The 20,459-nt window shown below is 62.2% G+C and carries 20 protein-coding genes and 1 pseudogene; 11 read left to right on the top strand and 10 right to left on the bottom strand.

Translation table 11 applies throughout. The features are described from left to right. Nucleotides 1-3: 3 nt before the first annotated feature. The 3 genes from ATY29_RS15155 to ATY29_RS15145 form a co-directional block, all read right to left on the bottom strand. Complete coding sequence (locus tag ATY29_RS15155) at nucleotides 4-1,110, bottom strand: NAD(P)-dependent alcohol dehydrogenase (protein ID WP_025418654.1); 1,107 nt, start codon at nucleotides 1,108-1,110, stop codon at nucleotides 4-6. A 57-nt stretch (nucleotides 1,111-1,167) separates the two neighbouring features. Next, on the bottom strand, nucleotides 1,168-2,007 hold the full coding sequence (locus ATY29_RS15150; RefSeq protein ID WP_025418653.1) for a p-hydroxycinnamoyl CoA hydratase/lyase: 840 nt from the start codon (nucleotides 2,005-2,007) through the stop codon (nucleotides 1,168-1,170). A 75-nt stretch (nucleotides 2,008-2,082) separates the two neighbouring features. Continuing rightward, a complete protein-coding gene (locus ATY29_RS15145; protein WP_097536799.1) occupies nucleotides 2,083-3,666 on the bottom strand; it encodes an AMP-binding protein in 1,584 nt (527 codons plus the stop codon). A gap of 198 nt (nucleotides 3,667-3,864) precedes the next feature. On the opposite strand from ATY29_RS15145, the gene ATY29_RS15140 reads away from it, so the two are divergent. Then, a complete protein-coding gene (locus ATY29_RS15140) occupies nucleotides 3,865-4,347 on the top strand; it encodes a MarR family winged helix-turn-helix transcriptional regulator (RefSeq protein WP_097536798.1) in 483 nt (160 codons plus the stop codon). Between the two features lie 123 nt (nucleotides 4,348-4,470). Continuing rightward, entirely contained in the window at nucleotides 4,471-5,877 is a 1,407-nt protein-coding gene (locus tag ATY29_RS15135) for an adenylate/guanylate cyclase domain-containing protein (RefSeq protein WP_097536797.1), read from the top strand. Between the two features lie 91 nt (nucleotides 5,878-5,968). Here ATY29_RS15135 and ATY29_RS15130 read toward each other — a convergent pair whose 3' ends face one another. The 3 genes from ATY29_RS15130 to ATY29_RS15120 all read right to left on the bottom strand — a co-directional run bounded on the left by ATY29_RS15130 (nucleotide 5,969) and on the right by ATY29_RS15120 (nucleotide 7,918). Next, a complete protein-coding gene (locus ATY29_RS15130) occupies nucleotides 5,969-6,472 on the bottom strand; it encodes an SRPBCC family protein (protein WP_003568793.1) in 504 nt (167 codons plus the stop codon). Next, nucleotides 6,465-6,812 carry an ArsR/SmtB family transcription factor gene (locus tag ATY29_RS15125; RefSeq protein WP_097536808.1) on the bottom strand — a complete coding sequence of 116 codons (348 nt, stop codon included), beginning with the start codon at nucleotides 6,810-6,812 and terminating at the stop codon, nucleotides 6,465-6,467. Before ATY29_RS15125 ends, ATY29_RS15130 begins: the two co-directional genes overlap by 8 nt. A gap of 206 nt (nucleotides 6,813-7,018) precedes the next feature. Continuing rightward, the gene (locus tag ATY29_RS15120) at nucleotides 7,019-7,918 is read right to left on the bottom strand and encodes a helix-turn-helix transcriptional regulator (RefSeq protein ID WP_097536796.1); all 900 of its coding nucleotides are present in this window, start codon (nucleotides 7,916-7,918) and stop codon (nucleotides 7,019-7,021) included. Nucleotides 7,919-8,154: 236 nt separating this feature from the next. Here ATY29_RS15120 and ATY29_RS15115 point away from each other — a divergent pair, with 236 nt between their 5' ends. The 8 genes from ATY29_RS15115 (at nucleotide 8,155) to ATY29_RS15080 (ending at nucleotide 16,747) form a co-directional block, all read left to right on the top strand. Continuing rightward, a complete protein-coding gene (locus ATY29_RS15115) occupies nucleotides 8,155-9,618 on the top strand; it encodes an aldehyde dehydrogenase (protein WP_097536795.1) in 1,464 nt (487 codons plus the stop codon). Between the two features lie 65 nt (nucleotides 9,619-9,683). Continuing rightward, nucleotides 9,684-11,018, top strand: coding sequence for an ABC transporter substrate-binding protein (locus ATY29_RS15110; protein ID WP_025418647.1), 1,335 nt, complete (start codon nucleotides 9,684-9,686; stop codon nucleotides 11,016-11,018). 5 nt (nucleotides 11,019-11,023) lie between these two features. After that, a complete protein-coding gene (locus tag ATY29_RS15105) occupies nucleotides 11,024-11,779 on the top strand; it encodes an ABC transporter ATP-binding protein (protein ID WP_097536794.1) in 756 nt (251 codons plus the stop codon). After that, a complete protein-coding gene (locus ATY29_RS15100; protein ID WP_097536793.1) occupies nucleotides 11,776-12,504 on the top strand; it encodes an ABC transporter ATP-binding protein in 729 nt (242 codons plus the stop codon). Before ATY29_RS15105 ends, ATY29_RS15100 begins: the two co-directional genes overlap by 4 nt. Further along, nucleotides 12,501-13,433, top strand: a complete 933-nt coding sequence (locus tag ATY29_RS15095; RefSeq protein WP_097536792.1) for a branched-chain amino acid ABC transporter permease — start codon at nucleotides 12,501-12,503, stop codon at nucleotides 13,431-13,433. Before ATY29_RS15100 ends, ATY29_RS15095 begins: the two co-directional genes overlap by 4 nt. Further along, nucleotides 13,430-14,455 (top strand): branched-chain amino acid ABC transporter permease, encoded by a 1,026-nt coding sequence (locus tag ATY29_RS15090; RefSeq protein WP_025418643.1) that lies wholly within the window; start codon nucleotides 13,430-13,432, stop codon nucleotides 14,453-14,455. The genes ATY29_RS15095 and ATY29_RS15090 overlap by 4 nt, the downstream gene beginning before the upstream one ends. A gap of 40 nt (nucleotides 14,456-14,495) precedes the next feature. After that, complete coding sequence (locus tag ATY29_RS15085) at nucleotides 14,496-15,281, top strand: coniferyl-alcohol dehydrogenase (RefSeq protein ID WP_097536807.1); 786 nt, start codon at nucleotides 14,496-14,498, stop codon at nucleotides 15,279-15,281. A gap of 20 nt (nucleotides 15,282-15,301) precedes the next feature. Beyond that, entirely contained in the window at nucleotides 15,302-16,747 is a 1,446-nt protein-coding gene (locus ATY29_RS15080) for an aldehyde dehydrogenase (protein ID WP_097536791.1), read from the top strand. A gap of 113 nt (nucleotides 16,748-16,860) precedes the next feature. Here the strand turns inward: ATY29_RS15080 and ATY29_RS15075 are convergent, their stop codons facing one another. Continuing rightward, nucleotides 16,861-17,754 carry a PA3715 family protein gene (locus ATY29_RS15075; RefSeq protein ID WP_244597408.1) on the bottom strand — a complete coding sequence of 298 codons (894 nt, stop codon included), beginning with the start codon at nucleotides 17,752-17,754 and terminating at the stop codon, nucleotides 16,861-16,863. A gap of 244 nt (nucleotides 17,755-17,998) precedes the next feature. Between ATY29_RS15075 and ATY29_RS15070 the strand changes: the two are divergent. After that, nucleotides 17,999-18,342, top strand: a pseudogene (locus ATY29_RS15070) (DUF488 domain-containing protein). A 288-nt stretch (nucleotides 18,343-18,630) separates the two neighbouring features. Here the strand turns inward: ATY29_RS15070 and ATY29_RS15060 are convergent. The 3 genes from ATY29_RS15060 to ATY29_RS15050 form a co-directional block, all read right to left on the bottom strand. Continuing rightward, on the bottom strand, nucleotides 18,631-19,218 hold the full coding sequence (locus tag ATY29_RS15060; RefSeq protein ID WP_280176730.1) for a GAD-like domain-containing protein: 588 nt from the start codon (nucleotides 19,216-19,218) through the stop codon (nucleotides 18,631-18,633). 145 nt (nucleotides 19,219-19,363) lie between these two features. Then, the gene (locus tag ATY29_RS15055) at nucleotides 19,364-19,663 is read right to left on the bottom strand and encodes a PAAR domain-containing contractile injection system baseplate protein (RefSeq protein WP_097536789.1); all 300 of its coding nucleotides are present in this window, start codon (nucleotides 19,661-19,663) and stop codon (nucleotides 19,364-19,366) included. 85 nt (nucleotides 19,664-19,748) lie between these two features. Then, the gene (locus tag ATY29_RS15050) at nucleotides 19,749-20,414 is read right to left on the bottom strand and encodes a GAD-like domain-containing protein (protein WP_097536788.1); all 666 of its coding nucleotides are present in this window, start codon (nucleotides 20,412-20,414) and stop codon (nucleotides 19,749-19,751) included. Nucleotides 20,415-20,459 lie beyond the last annotated feature (45 nt).

Here is a 20,459-nt window from a genome sequence, read left to right as displayed (position 1 = left end):
GTGTCAGACAGCCGGCTGGCGCACGACCGGTTTCAGTACGATGCCCCTTTCCGAATCCTCCACCGCCCTGTTGATCTCGGCGAAATCATAGAAGGTGACGAGCCTTTCGAAAGGGAAACGCCCCTGCCTGTGGAGGTCGATCAGCAGAGGGATCAGCACGTCGGGATTGGAATCGCCCTCGACGATGCCGCGCACCCGGCGTCCGCCGGAGAGGATATGGGTGAGATCAAGCGTCAGCGTCGCGCCGTGCGGCGAAGCGCCGACGATGCCGCAGGTGCCGCGCGGCGCCAGCACTCGCACGCACTGGTCGATGACGGCGGGCACGCCGGAGGCATCGATCGCATAATCGACGCCGGCGCCGGTCAGCGCCATGATCGCGTCGACCGCATCGCCCGCCTTGCCGTTGACGATATCGGTCGCGCCGAGTTCGGCGGCAAGCGCCAGCCGCGTCTCGTTGACATCGACGGCGATGATCCTGGAAGCGCCGACGACCCGCGCCGCCATGACAGCGGCAAGCCCGACTGACCCCATGCCGAAAACCGCGAGCACTTTTCCCGGTTCGACCTTCAGCGCATTCATGACCGCGCCGGCGCCGGTCTGGATGCCGCAGGCGAGCGGCCCGAGCAGCGCGAGATCGGCATCCCTCGGCACTTTCACGATATTGCGCTCATGACAGAGCGCGTGGCTGGCGAAAGAGGATTGCCCGAAAATATTGCCGTGAACCCGCTCCCCCTCGCAGGAGAGCCCGCTCGAACCGTCGGCGCGCGACCCGAAGAAATTGCGCGGGAAGAATTCGTGGCAATAGGTCTCCTCGTGATCGTTGCAGCTCGGGCAATGGCCGCAGGAATTGAAGGTCATGACCACGTGATCGCCAGGCTTCACCTTGGCAACGCCCGGCCCGACACGTTCGACGATGCCGGCACCTTCATGACCGAGCACGACCGGCTGCGGCACCGGCAAATGCTGGTCGCGCATGACGATATCGGTATGACAGACCCCGGTCGCGACGACGCGAACCAGGATCTCCCCCTCGCGCGGCTCCTCCAGATCGAGCATCTCCAGCGAAAACGGCATATGCGGCGCACGCGCCACCGCGGCATGGATTTTCATTCTATCCTCCTCCCGATGATCGGCCCGCTCACGACCCGGCGGGCCGGCTTCACGTCCTCAGCGGCTGCGATTGTAGGCGCCGAGCCCCGGCTGATAGGTCTTGTCGTCGAGGAACTGCTTCAGGCCCTCGTCGCGCCCTTTGGTCTTGTCGAGAAACAGCATCTGCTCCAGCTTGGCGTAGATGTAATCGTCGGCGAGATCCCATGGCAGGTTGCGCACCCGCTTGTAGGTGTCCTTGGCAGCCTTCAGCGTCACCGGGTTCTTTTCGAGCAGGCTGGCGCAGATCTTGCGCACCCGGGTTTCGAGTTCGGCGAGCGGCACGGCCTCGTTGACGAGACCCATTTCCGCGGCCTTGCGCCCGCCGAACAGTTCGCCGGTCATGATGTAATAAAGGGCGTCGCGATGGCGCATCACTTCAGCGACCGCGCGGGTGACGTTGCCGCCCGGCAGGATGCCCCAGTTGATCTCGGAAAGGCCGAAATTCGCTTCCTCGGCGGCGATGGCAAGATCGCAGGAAACCAGCGGCGTGAAGGCGCCGCCAAAACACCAGCCGTTGACCATGGCGATCGTCGGCTTTTCGAAATACATCAGCCGACTCCACCAGTTGCCGGATTGGCGCCGCGCCTTCAAGGTGGCATCGCGCGGCTTGCCGTCATTGTCGCGAAAATATTCTTTCAGATCCATGCCGGCGGACCAGGATTGCCCGGCGCCGCGAAGGACGAGCACACCGCAGCGCTCGTCGCCCTCGAGCTCGTCGAGCACCTCGAGCATCCGGGCATTCAAGGCCGGGTTCATCGCATTGCGCTTTTCCGGACGGTTGAGGGTCACGAAAGCGATACCGTTGTCGAATTCGACCAGAACCGGCGATTGGTTTTCAGTCTTGTTGTTTTCAGTCATGTTGTTTTCGGTCATGTTGTTTTCGGTCATGGGGGGCACTCCATTGGTTTCGGCTTGAAAGCCGGGGCCGCTTCATCAGGCCTGTCGTTGAAGGGTTTCGTCGGAATGCAGCTGGCGCAGAACATGTTTCTGCACCTTGCCGGAGGCGGTGCGGGGAATAGTCTCGACGAAGAGGATGCGCGCCGGGCGTTTGAAAGCCGCGAGCCGCTCCGCGCAATGGCCGGCGATCGCCTCGCCCGTTCCCGCAGCACCCGGCCGTAGCACGACATAGGCAACACCGCATTCGCCCCACCTGGTGTCGGGAATGCCGACGACGGCGACGTCGAGAATATCGGGATGACTGGCGAGCGCGGCTTCGACTTCGGCGGGATAAACATTTTCGCCGCCGCTGATATACATGTCCTTCAGCCGGTCGACGATGCGATAGAAGCCGTTGGCTTCACGCCGGCCGAGATCGCCGGTGCGGTACCAGCCGTCGGTGAAGGCGGCAGCGCTTTCAAGCGGCTTGTTCCAATAGCCCGGCGACACCGCCGGCCCGCGCAGCCAGAGTTCGCCGATCTCGCCTTGATCAACTTCGTGGGCGTCTTCGCCGACAATGCGAATGTCGAGCAACGGCGCCGGCAGTCCGACGCTGCCGGGATTGTCCTGCACCGCGCGCCGGTCGATCGGCACGTGCAGCACCGTTCCCGCCTCGCTCATGCCGTAACCGTTAACCAGCGCGACGCCGTCTTCGAGATAGCTTTCGATCAGCGCTTGCGTCAGCGGCGCACCGCCGACGAAGAGCGCATGCAGGCCGGAAAGTGCTGAGGCGCTATAGGCGGCATCGCCACGCAAGGCGAGCGCGATTTGCGGCACGGCGAAATAATGGGTGATGGCGCGCTTCCGGTCGGCAAGGGCTGCCAGCGTGCGCGCCGGGGTGAAGCGGTCGGAGATCACAAGCGTGCCGCCCAGCATCAATGTGGTGCGCGCCACCGCGATCAGCCCGATCGTATGGAAGAACGGCAGGTCGCACAAGGCTACGGTTTGAGGCCCTATCTCGCCGACGAAGGAAAAATTGACGCCGGCAAAGAAAGCATTACGGCGGGTGATGACGACGCCCTTCGGCTGTCCCGTCGTGCCCGACGTGTAGAGAAGAACGCAGGTTCCATCGGCATCGGCAGGCACCGGTCCGGCCGGAAGGCTCGCCTCGATCCGCGCCGCGAGTCCAGCGGGACCATCGGCCGTCGAAATCACCGTCATCGCGGCATCGGCGTCCGCAAGGCTCGCCACGACAGCCGAAAACTCCTCGTCGTGAATCAGGAGCGCCGGCGTGCAATCGGCAAGGATCGGCCGAAGTTCGGCGGCGTTGAGGCGCCAGTTAAGCGGCACATAGATGGCGCCGGCACGCTGGCAGGCAAAGGCCAGCACGATCGAATCCATCGAATTGCGCGCCAGCATGGCGACCCGCGTCCCATCCAGCTTCGCTCCGAGCACACCGTTTAAAAAGCCGCCGCAGCGGGCGATCCGTGCATCGAGCTCGGCATAGGTGAACTGCTGGCCGGTAGCGATCTCGAACAGGGCCTGACGATCCGGCGCCACGCGAGCGCGATAGAGGATCGGATCATCCGTCACCAGTCCGCAATCCGCCTGCGAAGCCACCCCGGAAAAGGAATGCGCCATGATTTCCTCCCATGCTCACCGCTCCCACAGCAGGCACCAATTTTGTATGCAACACATACTAATATCTTTTCTCGCAGATGCAAGAGCCGTTTGCGGCAATCTCCTCATTCGGGCGGGCGCCGGAGAAATTGCGGCTGCCGATATTGACTAACCCGCTGATTTTGATGGTTATGGCGCCTGAACGAAGCGAGACGAACGATGGCCGCAAAACCACCGCAGGACGAAGTCGAGGCCGAGACCTCCGTTACGCCGCCGCTCGACGTCGGCCGGCTCGGCGATCTCCTGGGCTTTCACCTGCGCATGGCGCATGTCGCGATCTATCGCGACTTCGCCGAAACCATGGAGGACCTTGGCCTGACGCAGAAGCAGCTGGCGGTGATGGAACTCGTCGCCGGCAATCCGGGCGCTTCGCAAATCGACCTTGCCAATACGCTCGGCACCGACCGCGCAACCATGATGGCTCTCGTCAACCGGCTGGCAGCCCGCGACTTCATCGAGCGCCGTCCATCCGCCGCCGACCGCCGACGGCAGGAACTCCATCTGACGAAAGCGGGACAGGCAATGCTCATTCGGGCGCGTAAACTGATCGACACGCATGAACAGCGTTTTATCGATCTGTTTTCCCGCGACGAAATGGAGGCACTGCTGGCGGCGCTGAAGCGAATATATAAACGAAACTGAAACCCACTTTCGCTTGGCCCAGCAGTCAGCTCCGAGCCTAAAGATTTCTATTGGGAAATTCCCGTGTTATGATCGCGGCCCTGGCGTCGTCCGCCGTGGGTTCTGCGCACGGAGACTTGTCTAATGAGTGAAATGGACGCACTTTTTGCCGCTCTGCGGCAGGCCGCCGACCCGCAGACGGTCGAGTGCATCGAAAACGTCGTCAAGCATGACTCGGATCGCGATCTCAATCGCATCAATGCGCTCGCTTTCGCAAATCAGCATCATCTCGATGAAGAGAAAACCATCGCAGCACTTCTGCATGCGGCCCGCATCGGCGCGTTCGAAATGACCTGGAATGTGCTTTGCCCGGGATGCGGCGGCGTCCTTGACAGCGGCGCAACCCTCAAAGGGGTCTCCCAAGAGACCTATCATTGCGCGCTCTGCGCGGCCGGATACGAGCCGACGCTCGACGAGATGGTCGAGGTAACATTCACCGTCAGCCCGAGAGTGCGCAGGATTGCCGCCCACGACCCCGATCTGTTACCGCCGCTCGAGTACTATCGCCAAATCTTCTTCAGCTCCGGTGTCGACCTGCCGGAGGATCTGGAAGCGAAGTTTTCACGCATTCAGTTGGAAATGATCGAGCTGGCTCCGGGCGAGAAGGCTTTCGTCTCGCTGCAGCTGCCGGCGCAATTCGTCATCATCTTCGATGCGGTCACGCATTCGGCGCAGTTCATCGACGTGAAGGGCGAGCCCACCAACGAACGCCAAACCCTTTCGATGGTCATCAGCCGGGCGCATGCACTGAACGAAACGCTGACCCTTAGTCCCGGCCTGCTGCGGCTCACCCTCGAAAACCACACCGACCGCAGGGTGGTGCCGAACGTCTGCATCGCAGGGGATGACCTTCACGACCTTCTCGGCCGCAGGCGGCCTTTTCTGACGGCCAAGCGCCTGCTGACGAACCAGAGCTTCAGGGACATCTACCGGACCGACACGCTCGACGTCGACCAGCGCCTCAAGATCACCAGCCTGACTTTCCTCTTCACCGACTTGCGGGGCTCGACCGCGCTCTACGAACGCGTCGGAGATCTTGCCGCTTTCGATCTGGTGCGAGCGCATTTCAGGGTTCTGCACGAGATCGTCGCCACGGAAGCCGGCGCAGTCGTCAAGACCATTGGCGACGCCGTGATGGCGACCTTTCCGAGCCCGGACCGCGCGGTGGCCGCCGCGCTCAAGATGCGGGAGGCGATGCTTCGGTTGAATACCGAACACGGCAGCGACGATCTCCTGCTGAAGATCGGCATCCATGAAGGTCCATGCCTCGCCGTCAACCTCAACGACCGGCAGGACTATTTCGGCCAGACGGTGAATATCGCCTCGCGCGTCCAGGGTCTTGCCGATCCGAATGTGATCATGACGACGGAGGCGATCGTCGGGGATGCCCAGGTTTCGGACATCCTGCGCGACAGCGGCATCACATCGGCCTCGCGGATGGCGGAACTTCAGGGCATCGGCAGAGAGGTCAGAATTTTCGCCCTGTCGTGAACTGGTCTGCTCGCCTTCGCTCCGGCCAGAAAGGCCGGCGGAGTTACTTCCGAAGAGCAGACGTTCGTTCGAGGCGAGTTTCCCGACCGCGCTATTTGCCTAGGCTGGAAAGCAATTCGTCGAGTTGCTCCAGCTGCTCCGGCAATGCGGCCGCCGAGCCCTGTAGTGCTTCCTCGAGCGCCTCCTTGGACGGATAGACCTCGTGGAACTTCAGCAGCGTCTTCCCGCCTTGGTCCTCGAAGGTCACGGTCGTGATCGCACCCTCTTCGCCCTCGTCGTTGGTCCAGACGATGCGCTCGTTCGGCACCACCTCGAGATACTTGCCATAGAAGGCCATGGTGTCCGAACCGCCGGCGCCGAATTCCAGCCGATATTTGCCGCCGGTACGGACGTCCATATCGCATGACACGAGTGAAACGCCGGATACCGATTTTGGCACCCACCAGCGCCGGAACAACTCGGGCTGGCTCCACGCCTTGTAAACCGTGCTCGGCGGGGCATCAAATGTCCGCGTTACCAAGAGTTCGCGATCCCCTCTGCGCTCGACTGACGTCGGATTCTGCGCACCACCTGCATCGTTAACTTGCTCAGTCATCGCTTCCCTCCTGTTTCATTTCGCTGATGATTTCGTCCAATGCTTCGAAGCGGGCCTCGAAGAGCTTGCGATGCGCCTCGATCCACTCGGCCTCCGCCTCGAGGCCGCGTTTCCCAAGCTTGCAGGTTCTCACCCGTCCGACCTTCTGCGTGACGACGAGCCCCGCCCGCTCGAGAACCTCGACATGTTTCTTCATGCCGGTCAGCGTCATGTGGAACTTGTCCGCGAGACTGGTGATCGACGCGTCCCCTCGCCCAAGCTGATCGATGATCCCGCGGCGGGTCGCATCTGACAGCGCCGCGAATGTGAGATCGAGGGGAGGACTTCCATACTGAACCATATAGTTCAGTGTATAGCCTGCTGCCGAAGGAAGCGCAAGCGTCCCGAACTTTCCCTGCCCCAGACCGGTCATTCGAGGTCGCGCACCGCGGCGGCAGGGCAAACGACTGCTTCTGGCACATCGCAGTCCTACGCGGCCTGGGTCCGTGTTGAGCATGATTTGTCACTCAAGATCGGCAAGCTATTACTTGACCAATAAGCCCGCGCCTAAGGCCAGTCGGCATAACCCGAGGACAGCATGCTGTTTTCCGAGCCGGCCGACGCCCTGGCGATCTCGCGGTAGCCGGCGGGGGAAAGGCCGGTCTTGCGCTTGAAGAAATGGCTGAAATAGGTCGGGTCGCGGAAGCCGAGGCTGTCGGAGATTTCCTGGATATTGCGGGCCGAGCGCTCCAATCTCAGCTTTGCCTCCTGCACCACGCGCTCATGCAGGAGCTGGATCGGCGAGCGGCCGAGCGCCCTTTGGCAGATCGAATGCAGCCGGTCGGCGGTGACGCCCAATTCCGCGGCATAGTCGCTCACCGGCCGGTGCTGGCGGAAGCCGGCCTCGACCAGTTGGCGGTAGCGCTGGAGGATCGAACCGGTTTCGCCCTGCCCGCGCGGCTCGCTTCTTTCGCTGTCGCTGCCGCGCCAGAGCGTCATCAGGATCAGCCTGAGATAGGCCGAGACCACCATCCAGGAGGAACGGGAGGGATCGCCGAGTTCCCGCGCGAAGCCTGAAATCAGCGGACTGATTTCAGCCACAGCCAAGGGATCCCGCACATCGACCAGCTTGTGCTGCTCGGTGAAGAGGCGCAGCGAGTAGGATTCCACCTTGTCGCCGATCGCATCGACCATGATCTGCGCCGAGGCGCCGATGAGATGGGCCGCACTTCCGGCTGATATCGACAGGTCGCAGCGCGCCTGTGGCGGCAGGAAGGCAAGCAGCGGTCCGTGCAGCGGCCGATCTTCGCCACTGTCGAAATGAAGCTCGGCCGCCCCTTCGCCGAGCAGCAGGAAATGGTGGAAATCGGCATAGAGCCCTTTTTGAAGACGGATGCGCCGGTGGAAAAGCGACGGCGCATGCCACTCGCCCCTGGCATAGTGATGAATGCCCCCGTCCGTCGCCAAGCCTTGGTCCTCCGCTCCCGTCAAATAGTGCCGCAATCGCCAGATAATTACAATATTAACCCAATAAATCGCATTCCATCCACGAATGATCGGCGTAACCTGATCGTCATAAGCCTTTGGGAGGAGGCATTCCGACAACGCAGGAACGCTGAAGCGGCCTTTGGGGCCGTTGCGTCCGCTCGTCTTCTCCCGTGGCAGCAATGCAGGCGTCAGCACCTGGCGCCAGCACGTGACGAATGGGTGAAGCGGTGTTTTCAGCAAAGCTGATGATCAACAATGAGGCGATGGACGCGTCCGAGGGCGCCACCTTCGAACGCGTCGATCCGCTGACTGGCGACGTTGCAACGACCGCCGCTGCCGGATCCATCGCCGACATGACGCGGGCCGCCAATGCGGCCGCTGCCGCCTTTCCCGACTGGTCGCAGACCGGCCCGGGCGAGCGGCGCAGACTGCTGAACGCCGCTGCCGATCTGCTCGATGCCAGAACGCCGGAACTCATTGCCGCCATGACCGGCGAAACCGGCGCCACGGCGCAATGGGCGGCGATCAATTGCCGGCTCGGAGCCGACATTCTGCGCGAGGCGGCGGCGATGACCACGCAAATTTCCGGCGAGCTCATTCCATCGGGCATTCCCGGAAACCTTGCCATGGCGGTGCGCCAGCCGGCGGGCGTCTGCGTCGGCATCGCGCCCTGGAATGCACCCATTATTCTCGGCACCCGCGCCGTCGCCATGCCGCTTGCCTGCGGCAACACGGTCATCCTGAAAGCCTCCGAACTCTGCCCGAAGACCCACGGCTTGATCGGCGACATCCTGCGTGACGCCGGCTTTCCTCGCGGCGTCGTCAATGTCGTCTCCAACGCGCCGAGCGATGCCGCCGCCGTCGTCGATGCGCTGATCGCCCATCCGGCCGTGCGCCGCATCAATTTCACCGGTTCCACCCGTGTCGGCCGCATCATCGCCGAAAGCGCGGCACGGCATCTGAAGCGCTGCCTGCTCGAACTCGGCGGCAAAGCGCCGTTCATCGTGCTCGCCGACGCTGATATCGACGAGGCGGTCGGTGCCGCCGCCTTCGGCGCCTTCATGAACCAGGGCCAGATCTGCATGTCGACCGAGCGGATCATCCTAATGGACGAGATCGCCGACAATTTCGTCGGCAAGTTCCGAACGAAGGCCGAAACCCTCGTCGCAGGTCATCCCGGGGACGGCAATACGCCGCTCGGCACGCTGATCAACGCCGAAGCGGCGCGGCGCGTGAAGTCGCTCGTCGACGATGCCCTGCAGAAGGGCGCGGTGCTCGTCTGCGGTGGCCGGCCCAACGGCACGCTGATGGATGCGACCGTCATCGATCACGTGACGCCGGCCATGCGCATCTACCGCGAGGAGAGTTTCGGGCCGGTTGCCGCGATCGTCCGGGTCGGCAGCGTCGACGAGGCGGTGACGGTTGCCAACGACAATGAATACGGGCTGTCGGCGGCGGTTTTCAGCAGCGATGTCAGTGCAGCGATGGCCGTTGCCATGCGGCTTGAATCCGGCATCTGCCACATCAACGAGGCGACGGTTTCGGACGAGCCGCAAATGCCGTTCGGGGGGGTCAAATCAAGCGGCTACGGCCGCTTCGGCGGCAAGGCCGCAATCGATGAATTCACCGAGCTCAGATGGATCACCATCGCTGGGAGAAAACGACACTACCCGATCTGAATTCAGATCGGGATGAACGAGGCAAACGGGCTGGGAGGCCCGCATCAAGAGGGAGGAACGATTTCATGAACGGCATTTTCCGCAACGGCAAACTCGAGAACGGAAAACTCAACGCGGCGTCTCTCACTCGCCGCTCTTTCATCGCATCGGCTGCCGCAGGCAGTGCGGCGCTGGCGCTTTCCGGCCGCACGGCTTTCGCCCAAGGCGGTGATACGCTGAAGGTCGGCTTTATAAGCCCGCGCACCGGCCCTCTCGGCGGCTTCGGCGAGACCGACGGCTATGTGCTGGAACTGGCACGCAAGGCGCTGGAGGGCGGCCTGCAGGCGGGCGGCAAGACCTGGAAGGTTGAGATTCTCGACCGGGACACCCAGTCCGACCCCTCGCGCGCCGGGCAGCTGGCGAAGGACCTGATCAACAATGAGGCGATCGACCTGATGCTCGCCGTCTCGACGCCCGAAACCATCAATCCGGTGGCCGATGCCTGCGAGGCGGCGGGCATTCCCTGCCTGTCGACGGTCATGCCCTGGGAAGCCTGGTATTTCGGCCGCGGCGCCAAGCCCGGCGCGCCCTCGCCGTTCAAATGGACCTATCATTTCGGCTTCGGCGTCGAAGAGTTCCACAAGGCCTATGTCTCGCAGTGGAACCTGATCGAGACCAACAAGAAGGTCGGGGTCATGTATCCCAACGATGCCGACGGCAACGCGATCCGCACCCATCTGGCGCCGGCACTTGCCAAGGCGGGCTTCACGATCGTCGATCCCGGCGCATATGAAACCGGGACCACCGACTTTACCGCGCAGATCGCTCTCTTCCGGCAGGAAGGCGTCGAGATCTTCAACTCCTTCCCGATCCCGCCCGATTTCGCCGCCTTCTGGCGTCAGGCGGCACAGCAGGGCCTGACCCAGCAGATCAAGATCTGCCAGGTCGCCAAGACGGGCCTCTTTCCATCCGACATCGAGGCGCTCGGCGATCTTGGCCTCAACATCGGCAGCGCCGCCTACTGGCACAAGGCCTTCCCTTACAAATCGACGCTGACCGGCGTCTCCGGAACCGAACTCGCCGACGGTTATGAAACGGCGAGCGGCAAGCAGTGGACGCAGCAGCTCGGCGCCAGCCTGGCGCTGCTCGACGCCGGCTTCGATGCGCTGAAGGCGAGCACCGACGTCAAGAGCAAGGAGGCGGTGGCCAAGGCGCTCGCCACGCTAAAGACGACGACGATCGCCGGCAAGGTCGACTTCACCAGCGGTCCCGTCGCCAATGTTTCTCCCGGACCGATCATCGGCACGCAATGGGTGAAGGCAAAGGAGGGCTCGAAATTCGCGCTCGACTACGTCGTCACCGAAAACGCTACCGATCCCAATGTCCCGGTCGGCGCCAAGCTCACCGCTTACAACGGATAGCAACAGTGCAGAGGCAAGAAGTGCAAAGACGGCCGGGGGAAGGTTTTCTCTCGGCCAAGGGGATCCACAAGCGGTTCGGCGCGCTTGTCGTGCTGGAGAATCTCGATTTCTCCATGGGCGACGGCGAGGCGGTCGGCATCGTCGGGCCGAACGGCGCGGGCAAGACGACGCTGCTCAGCGTGCTCGCCGGCGCCTATCCGCCGAGTGCGGGCAGCATCACCTTCGACGGCACTGAGGTCACCGGCCGGACGGCGGCGGAACGCTGCCGCTCCGGTCTCGTGCGGACGCATCAGATTCCCAAGCCCTTCAGCGGCATGACGACCTTCGAAAATGTCTTCGTCGCCGCCTCGCACGGCAATGCGGCAAGCCGCGACGAGGCCTATGAGCGTGTGGTGGATTCGCTGTCGCTCTGCGGCATGCTCGGCGTCGCCAACCGCCAGGCCGATACGCTCGGCCTGCTCGATCGCAAACGGCTGGAGCTTGCCCGTGCGCTTGCCACTCAGCCGCGGCTGCTGCTGCTCGACGAGATCGGCGGCGGCCTGACCGATGGCGAGGCGAGCGAGCTGGTGGAAACCATCCTGGAGTTGCGCCGCCGCGGCATCGGCATCGTCTGGATCGAGCATATCGTCCATATCCTGCTGCAGGTGGCCGAACGGCTGATCTGCATGGATGCCGGCCGGATCATCGCCGATGGCGAACCGAAGACTGTCATGAGCGATGCGGAAGTGGTCAAAGCCTATCTTGGAGGGACGCCCGCATGAGCCTTCTTTCCATCCAGAATCTCGACGTCCGCCACGGCCTGCTGCAGGCGGTGCGCGGGGTCAGCTTCGATATCGCCAAGGGCGAGGTGCTGGCGCTGGTCGGCGCCAACGGCGCCGGCAAGACGACGCTGCTCAGATCGATCGCCGGCGCCCATCTGCCCGCCGCCGGCCGCGTGCTTCTCGGCAATGAAGACTTGGCGGCCGTGCCTTCCCACAAGCGGATCGCCAAGGGCATCGCCCTGGTGCCGGAAGGCCGGCGCCTGTTTGCGCAGATGACTGTCGAAGAGAACCTGCTTCTCGGCAAGAGCTGCGGACGCAAGGGCGCGTGGAGCATCGATCGTGTGCTCGACGCCTTTCCGAACCTGAAACCCCGCCGACACGCCAAGACCGGGCACCTCTCCGGCGGGGAACAGCAGGCAACCGCCATTGGCCGGGCGCTGATGAGCAACCCCGATATTCTTCTCCTGGACGAGGTCTCGCTCGGGCTTTCGCCTCTGGTCGTCGACCGCGTCTATGCCCAGCTGCAGGCGCTGCTGACCTCGGGAACAACAATCGTGCTGGTCGAGCAGGATCTCGGCCGCGCCATGAGTGTCGCCAGCCGTGTCATCTGCATGCTGGAAGGCCGCATCGTGCTCGACCGGCCGGCAGCCGCCGTCACGCGCGAGCACGTCACCCAGGCCTATTTCGGATTGCACCGGCCAGCCGGCGAAAGGAGCGCATCATGATCAACACCCTGATCCAGGGCCTCCTGCTCGGCGGCTATTATGCCGTCATCGCCTGCGGATTGTCCTTCATGTTTTCGGTCATGCGGATCATCAATCTCGCGCATGGCAGCCTGGCGGTCGCGGCCGCCTACGGGCTGTGGCTGCTTGCCGCGAAAGCCGGCATTCCGCCCTTCGCCGGCCTGCTGATCGTGCTGCCCGTCATGGCGGTGATCGGCTGGCTGCTGCAGCGCTTCATTCTCGAACGCAGCGCCCGCGGCGGCACGCTGCTGCCGATTCTCACGACCTTCGGCCTGTCGATCGTCATCGACAACCTGCTGTTCGAACAGTTCGGCGCCGACACACGATCGCTCGCGCCCTTCATCGGCAACCTCTCCTATGCATCCTGGCAGCTGCCGGGCCACATCTTCGTCGGCAAGCTTGCCGTGATGATGATGGTAACGGCGATCCTCATTCTCGGCGGGCTGCAATTTTTCCTCGGCCGTTTTGCGCTCGGCCGCGCCATCCGCGCCACGGCCGAAGATCCGGATACGGCGGGGCTGGTCGGCATCGATGCGCGCAGGGTGAATGCGGTCGCCACCGCCATCACCATGGTCACGATCGGGATCGCCGGCGCCTTTCTCGGCATGCGGGCGACCTTCAGCCCCTATGCGGGCGGCCCGCAGCTGCTCTTCGCCTTCGAGGCCGCGGTCATCGGCGGAGCCGGATCGCTCTGGGGCACGCTTGCCGGCGGCATCATTCTTGGCCTTGCCCAATCGCTCGGAGCGCAATTGCATCCGCAGGGCTTTCTGATCGGCGGCCATGCCTTGTTCCTGCTGGTGCTTTTCATCCGGCTGTCGCGATCCCGCCTGCCGGTTCTCGACAAGATCGCAGCGCTTCTGAAACCCAGCGCCCTGCTCAACCTTCGCGCACGCCTTCGGAGCCCGACATGACATTCGTCTCCAACGGAATATCGATCGAGCGCTGGACGACCTCTTCGCGGGTGGCGCTCGCCTCCATGGCCGCGGTGCTTGCGCTGCTGATCCTCGCTCCCGCCGTGCTCGGCGCCGGCGCGATCGACAGGATGACCGCCATGTTCATCTATGTGATCCTGGCCGCCATGTGGAATGCACTTGCCGGTTTCGGCGGGCTGGTCTCGGTCGGCCAGCAGGTATTCTTCGGCCTCGGCGCCTATTTCACCATTCGGCTCGCCGATGCGGGGCTCGATCCCTTCGTCTCGGTCTTTGCCGCGGCGATCGTGACCGGCGCGCTGTCGATCCCGCTTTCGCTGTTCATGCTGCGGCTGAAGGGCGGCGAGTTTGCGATCGGCATGTGGGTCGTGGCCGAACTCGCGCATCTGCTGGTCAATCTCGACCGGCTAATCCAGGGGGAAACAGGAACTTCGCTGATTTCGCTCAATGTCTATGACAGCGGCGCGCGGCGGGCGACGATCTACTGGCTTGCGCTGGCGTCGATGGCCGCGCTGCTCGGCGCGCTCTTCATGCTGATGCGCAGCCGCGCGGGGGCGGCGATGCAGGCGATCCGCGACAATGAGGAGGCGGCAACCTCGGTCGGCGTGCGGGTGACCGCCACCAAGCGGCTGCTCTTCGTGCTCGCCGCCTTCGGCATCGCCATCGCCGGCGGCCTGTGGCTGGCGACCGCCACTACCTTCCAGCCGAAGACCTATTTCAGCGTTCAGTGGACGGCCTACATGATCTTCATGGTGCTGGTCGGCGGGATCGGCAAATTCGAGGGCGCCATCCTCGGGGCCATCCTGTTCTTCGTCATCGAAACCTTCTTCGGCAGCGCCGGCGTCTGGTATCTGATCGGGCTTGGCGCCACCGCGCTGATCTTCTCGCTCTACCTGCCGCGCGGCCTTTGGGGCGAAGTCGAGCGCCGTTTCAACCTCCAGCTTCTGCCCGTCGGCTACCGGCTGAAACTGCCCGGCCCGACGAAAATCAAATGGAATGAATGAACCGGCCTGCTTCCCGGTTTTCTTGCGAAAGGTCAAATCAATGCTTTTTGGTAAAACAATCCTGGTGACTGGCGTCGCCTCCGGCATCGGCGCCCGGACGGCGGAATTGGCCGGCCAGATGGGGGCCGACGTTATCGGTGTCGATGTGCGCGAACCGGCGGGCGGAAGTGCCGCCTTCATCAAGGGCGATCTCTCCACGCCATCGGGCGTTGCCGAAATCGTCGCGCAGCTGCCGGTGCGCCTCGACGCACTTGCCAATGTCGCTGGCCTTTCCGGCAGCACCGGCGTCGTCTCGACGCTCGCCGTCAATTTCTACGGGCTGCGCGCGCTGTCGGAAGCCGTGGCACCCCGCCTGCGCGAAGGCGGCGCCATCGTCAACGTCGCCTCGATCGCCGGTTACGGCTGGCGCGCCAATCTCGAGCGGGCCAAATCGCTGGCCTCGATCGACGGCTTTCCAGATGTGGCGGCCGTCGTCGCCGAACACGACCTCAAGGACGAGCAAGGCTACCCGCTCTCCAAGGAACTGCTGCTGCTCTGGACGATGCGCGCAGCCCACCAGCCCTTGTTCAAGAACCGCGGCATCCGCGTCAATGCGGTGAGCCCGGGGCCAGTGGAAACGCCGATCCTCAAGCAATTCCGCGCCGTGCTCGGCGACGCCCGCGTCGACAGTGATATCACCCGCGTCGGCCGTGCCGGCACATCAGCCGATATCGCTCCCGCCGTGCTCTTCCTCTGCTCGGACGGCGCACGCTGGATCAACGGCACCAATCTTGCCGCCGACGGCGGTCTTGAAGCCTCCATCAACGCCGACGTTCTCGGCTTCTAATTCTTTCCAGGAGACCCACGATGAATATTTCCCTGCTTATAAACGGCGCCGACCGGGCAGCCTCCAGCGGCCGGACCTATGACCGGATCGATCCCTTCACCGAGAAGCTTGCGAGCCGCGCCGCTGCCGCAAGCCTTGAGGATGTCGCCGCCGCGGTCGATGCCGCTTCTGCCGCATTCGGCGCCTGGTCGAAAACCGGGCCCGGCCAGCGCCGTGCCATCCTGATGAAGGCCGCCGACATCATGGATTCGAAAGTGGCCGAGTTTACCCGGCTGATGATCGAGGAGACCGGCGCCACCGCGCCCTGGGCCCGCTTCAATGTCATGCTCGCCGCCAACATCCTGCGCGAGGCGGGCGCGATGACGACGCAGATTTCAGGCGAAATCATCCCTTCCGACAAGCCCGGCTCGCTTTCCATGGGCGTTCGCCAGGCGGCCGGTGTGTGCCTGGCAATTGCGCCGTGGAATGCGCCCGTCATCCTCGCCACCCGCGCCATCGCCATGCCGATTGCCTGCGGCAACAGCGTTATCCTCAAGGCATCCGAACAATGCCCGGGCACGCACCGGCTGATCGCCACCGCGCTGACCGAGGCGGGCTTGCCGGCCGGCGTCATCAATGTACTCACCAATGCGCCGGAGGATGCGCCGGAGATCGTCACAGCACTCATCGCCCATCCAGCCGTCAGGCGCGTCAACTTCACCGGCTCGACCAAGGTCGGCAAGATCATCGCCGAGACCTGCGGCAAATATCTCAAGCCCGCTTTGCTCGAGCTCGGCGGCAAGGCGCCGCTCATCATTCTCGACGACGCCGATATCGATGGCGCCGTCAATGCCGCGATTTTCGGCGCCTTCATGCATCAGGGCCAGATCTGCATGTCGACCGAGCGGATCATCGTCGACACAGCGATCGCCGATCAGTTCGTCGCCAAACTGGCCGCCCGCGCCAGCCAGCTGCCGGCCGGCGACCCGCGTGGCCATGTCGTTCTCGGCTCGCTGGTCAGCCTCGACGCGGCCAAAAAAATGGAGGAGCTGATTGCCGATGCCACGGCCAAGGGTGCCAAACTCGTGGCCGGCGGCAAGCGCTCCGGCACCGTCGTCGAGGCGACGCTGCTCGATCACGTCACCCCTGACATGCGCGTCTATGCGGAAGAATCCTTCGGCCCGGTCAAGCCGATCATTCGCGTCTCCGGTGAGGAAGAAGCCATCCGCATCGCCAACGACACCGAATACGGCCTGTCGTCGGCCGTCTTCAGCCGCAACATTCAGCGGGCAATGGCGGTTGCCGCGCGCATCGAATCCGGCATCTGCCATATCAATGGCCCAACGCTGCATGACGAGGCACAAATGCCCTTCGGCGGCGTCAAGGGCAGCGGCTACGGCCGCTTCGGCGGCAAAACGGCAATCGCCGAATTTACCGACCTGCGTTGGATCACGGTCGAGGATTCCGCCCAGCATTATCCCTTCTGACGAAGGACAGATCGCGCCAATTCAAGCAATAGAGCGTCCTGTCGGATACGCGGCGCTCTATCGCAGTTTTAGCCCGATCATTGCGGCCATCACCAGCCTGGACCAACATCCTCTTACTCATCGCGCTTGAGATCTTTGGGAACGGCATATTTCGATCCGTCGTAACGCAGCCGGTGATTGCCAATCGTCGTTTTGTCTTCGCTCTGGCAGCCACCATCCTTTCCGACCGTGGCGACGGAAGTGGTCGTTTTTTCGGTTACGACGATATCGGCAAACACGCCTTTTGCTTGTGAACCCATTGAAAGCGTGCGCGTGGTTTCATTGAACTCACCGGCACAGGCGGTATCCCATTCTCCGTGGTTCTCGCTGACGACTATATTGTCGAGAACCGGCTTCAGCCCGTCAGCGTCGGCCGAAAAGAGCCATAAGGTCGTTTCGCCGAATGGATTGGCGCGCGAACTACCTTCCCGCGTAACACGCAATCCAAAAGCCGTTTTCCCAGGGGCGAGTTGATAACGTGCGGTATCGAAGGCGACGCTTTCTACATGAATGGCATCGTCGGACATAAGTCCCTGAAGACGCAGGCGCTGCTTTACATGAAGATTGGTGCTGTCGACCACGAGCAGTTCGATGTCACCCTCGTTTTCCGAGTCCGACTGCTCTGTCATCAATGGGACAGCAACAAGCGTCAGTTGCGGTTGAGCTGGCCAAATCCGGCAAATCACCCGACGCGGATGGGCCTCGACATTGTCGTCAGTCGGCAATGTGATGGTTGCGCCCCCAAACAGAAAAGCGTCGTCGGCCTTGTTGGCACCCGGATAGGCAAGACGGATGATGTCTGAGGCGCGGCCGGCGCATTCGTTCTGGCCCGCCGATGCCGCTGGAGCGCTGACAGCAACGCCGAGTCCGATCAGAACGATCAGTTCGAAGAATGAAGCGGGTGCGTTGGAAAGCTGTGTCAATGCAATTCCCTCCGAAAAGCCACAGGCATATTCGAAACGTGACATTTGGCAATATCGGGAGAATCGAAAAATATCAGCGGCCAAGGACCGAACAACATCCGTTGGCCGCGACAATGCTACAGCAATCGGAGGCGTTCATCTGTGGCCGACCGACAACCTATATTCCTAAGTTGAGTGCGATGGCTACCTGTGTCACGCACCAGATCGAGCTGCCGGCTCGAGCCTGGAACCAAAACCCTGTCACGCGTATTCGTCTAGATTGGCTTTCGAACTTATGTCGGCTGAGCGAATGTCCTTGCACCTCAAACGAATCTACGAGCCGAAAGACGACAAGGACGGCACGCGCATCCTCGTCGACCGGCTATGGCCGCGCGGGTTGAGCAATCAGGATGCGGCAGTCGATATCTGGATGAAAGATAAAGCGCCAAGTCCGGCGCTGCGCCGTTGGTTTGGCCATGATCCCGCCAAATGGACCGAGTTCCAACGCCGGTATCGGGACGAGCTGGAAAAGAACCCGCCGTCGAGGAGCTGAAACGCCAGATCGGACCATCGGACGCGACACTTCTCTACGGCGCGAAAGACCTGCACCACAATCACGCTATCGTGCTTCAGCGCTTCCTCGGCAAAGATTGACAGGTCGGTGACCGCGACCATGCTCAACCCAGAAATCAACCATCGCGTCAGGCAGCTTCCCGCGATAGCCCGCGGCCTGCGAAGCAGAAGCCGCTATACCGTCTTTGAGCCCGAATTCATCCAGTATTTCCTGTAAGGGGGGCACCGAGGTATCGCAGACATATCGGCTCCTAATTGACAACAAGATTAACACGCATCATCGGGCAACCGTTGCGCGCGAGTTCTTGTGCTCGCTGGCTGGACGCCGTAGCGCTACCGTGACCCGATCGTCCGGCGTGGGATCACCGTTCAGAAGCCGCCTTCCCCATCGGCAGGAGGCGTGTAATCGTACAATGTCGGCGGTTCCACGGAAGCCAAAAAGACCAGATGCTCGACCAATGGCATCTTCTGAAGCTTCTTCAATATATTGCGGCCGCCTAGATTAAGTGCAGGCGCAAAACCGTAAATTTGGCCCCATGTCAGAGGTCCGAGAGTTTCGAAAGCCTGAGGCATCATGTTTTTCCGATTTTCATCTTCCCACGGGGGCGTGGCCGGTGAGAAGCGCCCTGAAAAACACAGGCCCAGCATAACTTCGTCGGTCCATTCACGCTGGTTTTCCTCATTATACCCACGAGGATCGACGCTCACCTTCATCAGGAGGTGCAACCTGATCATAGCGTCGCCATTCCAGATATCGATTTCCCCGAAGGCGGTGTAGCCGAAGGCATACATCTTTGCGAGAGCAAGCTCCGGATCGCCACAAGAGACATAGTCCAGTACCGGCTTGGGCAAGGATGGATCGCAAAGCCAATGCTGATCGTTGGACCAGCTGCACCAGCCATGATCTGCCCAGAAACGGAGAAGAAAGTCCGGCAACTTGCCGCGGTAGGCCTCTATCTAGGCTCCGCTCGGGCGGGTGATATTGTCGATCTTATAAGCCGAGAGGAACTCGTCGAACCACTTGATCTCGAAGATATTGTAGTTTGAAGGCAAGTTTTACGCTCCGAAAAGCGGCCCAGGCTTGCACGAGCATCGCAGCAAGCTATTCAAATGTAAGCCACGGAACTCCCTTAGTTAGCCGACCGCCATGCTCGCAGGCATCACCAAAGCGAGCGACCTTCTGACCGCCGATATTGGCAACCGACGATCCGCTGGTAATGCCGGCTGTCGTCGGAACACCCGTGCATGTGCACTTGTCTCCCACCGTTGCGATTGGCACGCCTTCGACGCAGACGAAAGATTGGGATGTCGAAGACACCGGACCTCCAACATGCGGCCGCGGGCCGGGATCCATCGGGCAGACATGCATATGGCCTTTGAGCGTGACCGGACTCCCGACCATTCTGGAACTCCTTCTCTGTGGACCAACAAACCGGCTCCGAGACACAAGCCTTCGTCTTCCGACCTACTCAAACAGGCGTCTGGCGTCAGCTTCCGATCACGCGCACAGGCTGCGGCGGGAAAGGAGCATTGTCCATCAATTGCATCTCATGCGCCTGCGCCAAGATCGCCATATGCGGCAACGCTTCATAGATCGCGAGGCTGGCCAAAGCCCTGTTCCCGCCGAGCGCAAGGATCGGTCTGAACCCGTAGATCTGCCCCACCCCGAGCTTGCCGAGCTTCGAACGCGCCGGCTTGAACAGCTTCTTAGCGTGGGCGTCGTATTCGTCGAAGGTCGGATCGTCGAGCAGCATTAACTGGGTGGTAACAGCAAGATTGGGGTCGTATCTCTTGCCGTTGACAAGCGCCGGACATGACACCTGCCCTTTCACGAGATCGATGGTCACGTCTTGATGAACTTCATTCCATGCGACGATCGTTCCAAATGCGCCGAAGCCCAGAGCATGTGTTTGCTCGGCATGGATATCGGGATCGCCACCGAACACGAGCTTCAGGATGCCGCTATATCGGCCAGGATCGCAGAACTGGAAATAGCCGTCGAGAACGGTACCGATACCATTCTGCTGCCAGAAGTCGATCATAGCCTCCGGAATCTTGCCCCGATAGTGTTCGAGATCGGGCTCCGCACTCCCATTTTCTGGGGAGCCGAAGTCCTGGACGATAGAATCGAGCCTTGCTTGATAGTTGTTCACGCGACCTCCAATCAAAGACAGACATAGGCGGATAATCCAGCGGCT

It is taken from the genome of Rhizobium hidalgonense (assembly GCF_002914525.1).
Classification (GTDB): Bacteria; Pseudomonadota; Alphaproteobacteria; order Rhizobiales; family Rhizobiaceae; genus Rhizobium; species Rhizobium hidalgonense.
This window is presented reverse-complemented; position numbering and strand designations above follow the sequence as displayed.

Bases quoted from the DNA above. Each gene is read 5' to 3' on its own strand.
- ATY29_RS15155 (WP_025418654.1), bottom strand. From the start codon at position 1,110: ATGAAAATCCATGCCGCGGTGGCGCGTGCGCCGCATATGCCGTTTTCG.
- ATY29_RS15150 (WP_025418653.1), bottom strand. From the start codon at position 2,007: ATGACTGAAAACAACAAGACTGAAAACCAATCGCCGGTTCTGGTCGAA.
- ATY29_RS15145 (WP_097536799.1), bottom strand. From the start codon at position 3,666: ATGGCGCATTCCTTTTCCGGGGTGGCTTCGCAGGCGGATTGCGGACTG.
- ATY29_RS15140 (WP_097536798.1), top strand. From the start codon at position 3,865: ATGGCCGCAAAACCACCGCAGGACGAAGTCGAGGCCGAGACCTCCGTT.
- ATY29_RS15135 (WP_097536797.1), top strand. From the start codon at position 4,471: ATGAGTGAAATGGACGCACTTTTTGCCGCTCTGCGGCAGGCCGCCGAC.
- ATY29_RS15130 (WP_003568793.1), bottom strand. From the start codon at position 6,472: ATGACTGAGCAAGTTAACGATGCAGGTGGTGCGCAGAATCCGACGTCA.
- ATY29_RS15125 (WP_097536808.1), bottom strand. From the start codon at position 6,812: ATGGTTCAGTATGGAAGTCCTCCCCTCGATCTCACATTCGCGGCGCTG.
- ATY29_RS15115 (WP_097536795.1), top strand. From the start codon at position 8,155: ATGGGTGAAGCGGTGTTTTCAGCAAAGCTGATGATCAACAATGAGGCG.
- ATY29_RS15110 (WP_025418647.1), top strand. From the start codon at position 9,684: ATGAACGGCATTTTCCGCAACGGCAAACTCGAGAACGGAAAACTCAAC.
- ATY29_RS15100 (WP_097536793.1), top strand. From the start codon at position 11,776: ATGAGCCTTCTTTCCATCCAGAATCTCGACGTCCGCCACGGCCTGCTG.
- ATY29_RS15095 (WP_097536792.1), top strand. From the start codon at position 12,501: ATGATCAACACCCTGATCCAGGGCCTCCTGCTCGGCGGCTATTATGCC.
- ATY29_RS15090 (WP_025418643.1), top strand. From the start codon at position 13,430: ATGACATTCGTCTCCAACGGAATATCGATCGAGCGCTGGACGACCTCT.
- ATY29_RS15085 (WP_097536807.1), top strand. From the start codon at position 14,496: ATGCTTTTTGGTAAAACAATCCTGGTGACTGGCGTCGCCTCCGGCATC.
- ATY29_RS15080 (WP_097536791.1), top strand. From the start codon at position 15,302: ATGAATATTTCCCTGCTTATAAACGGCGCCGACCGGGCAGCCTCCAGC.
- ATY29_RS15075 (WP_244597408.1), bottom strand. From the start codon at position 17,754: ATGTCACGTTTCGAATATGCCTGTGGCTTTTCGGAGGGAATTGCATTG.
- ATY29_RS15055 (WP_097536789.1), bottom strand. From the start codon at position 19,663: ATGGTCGGGAGTCCGGTCACGCTCAAAGGCCATATGCATGTCTGCCCG.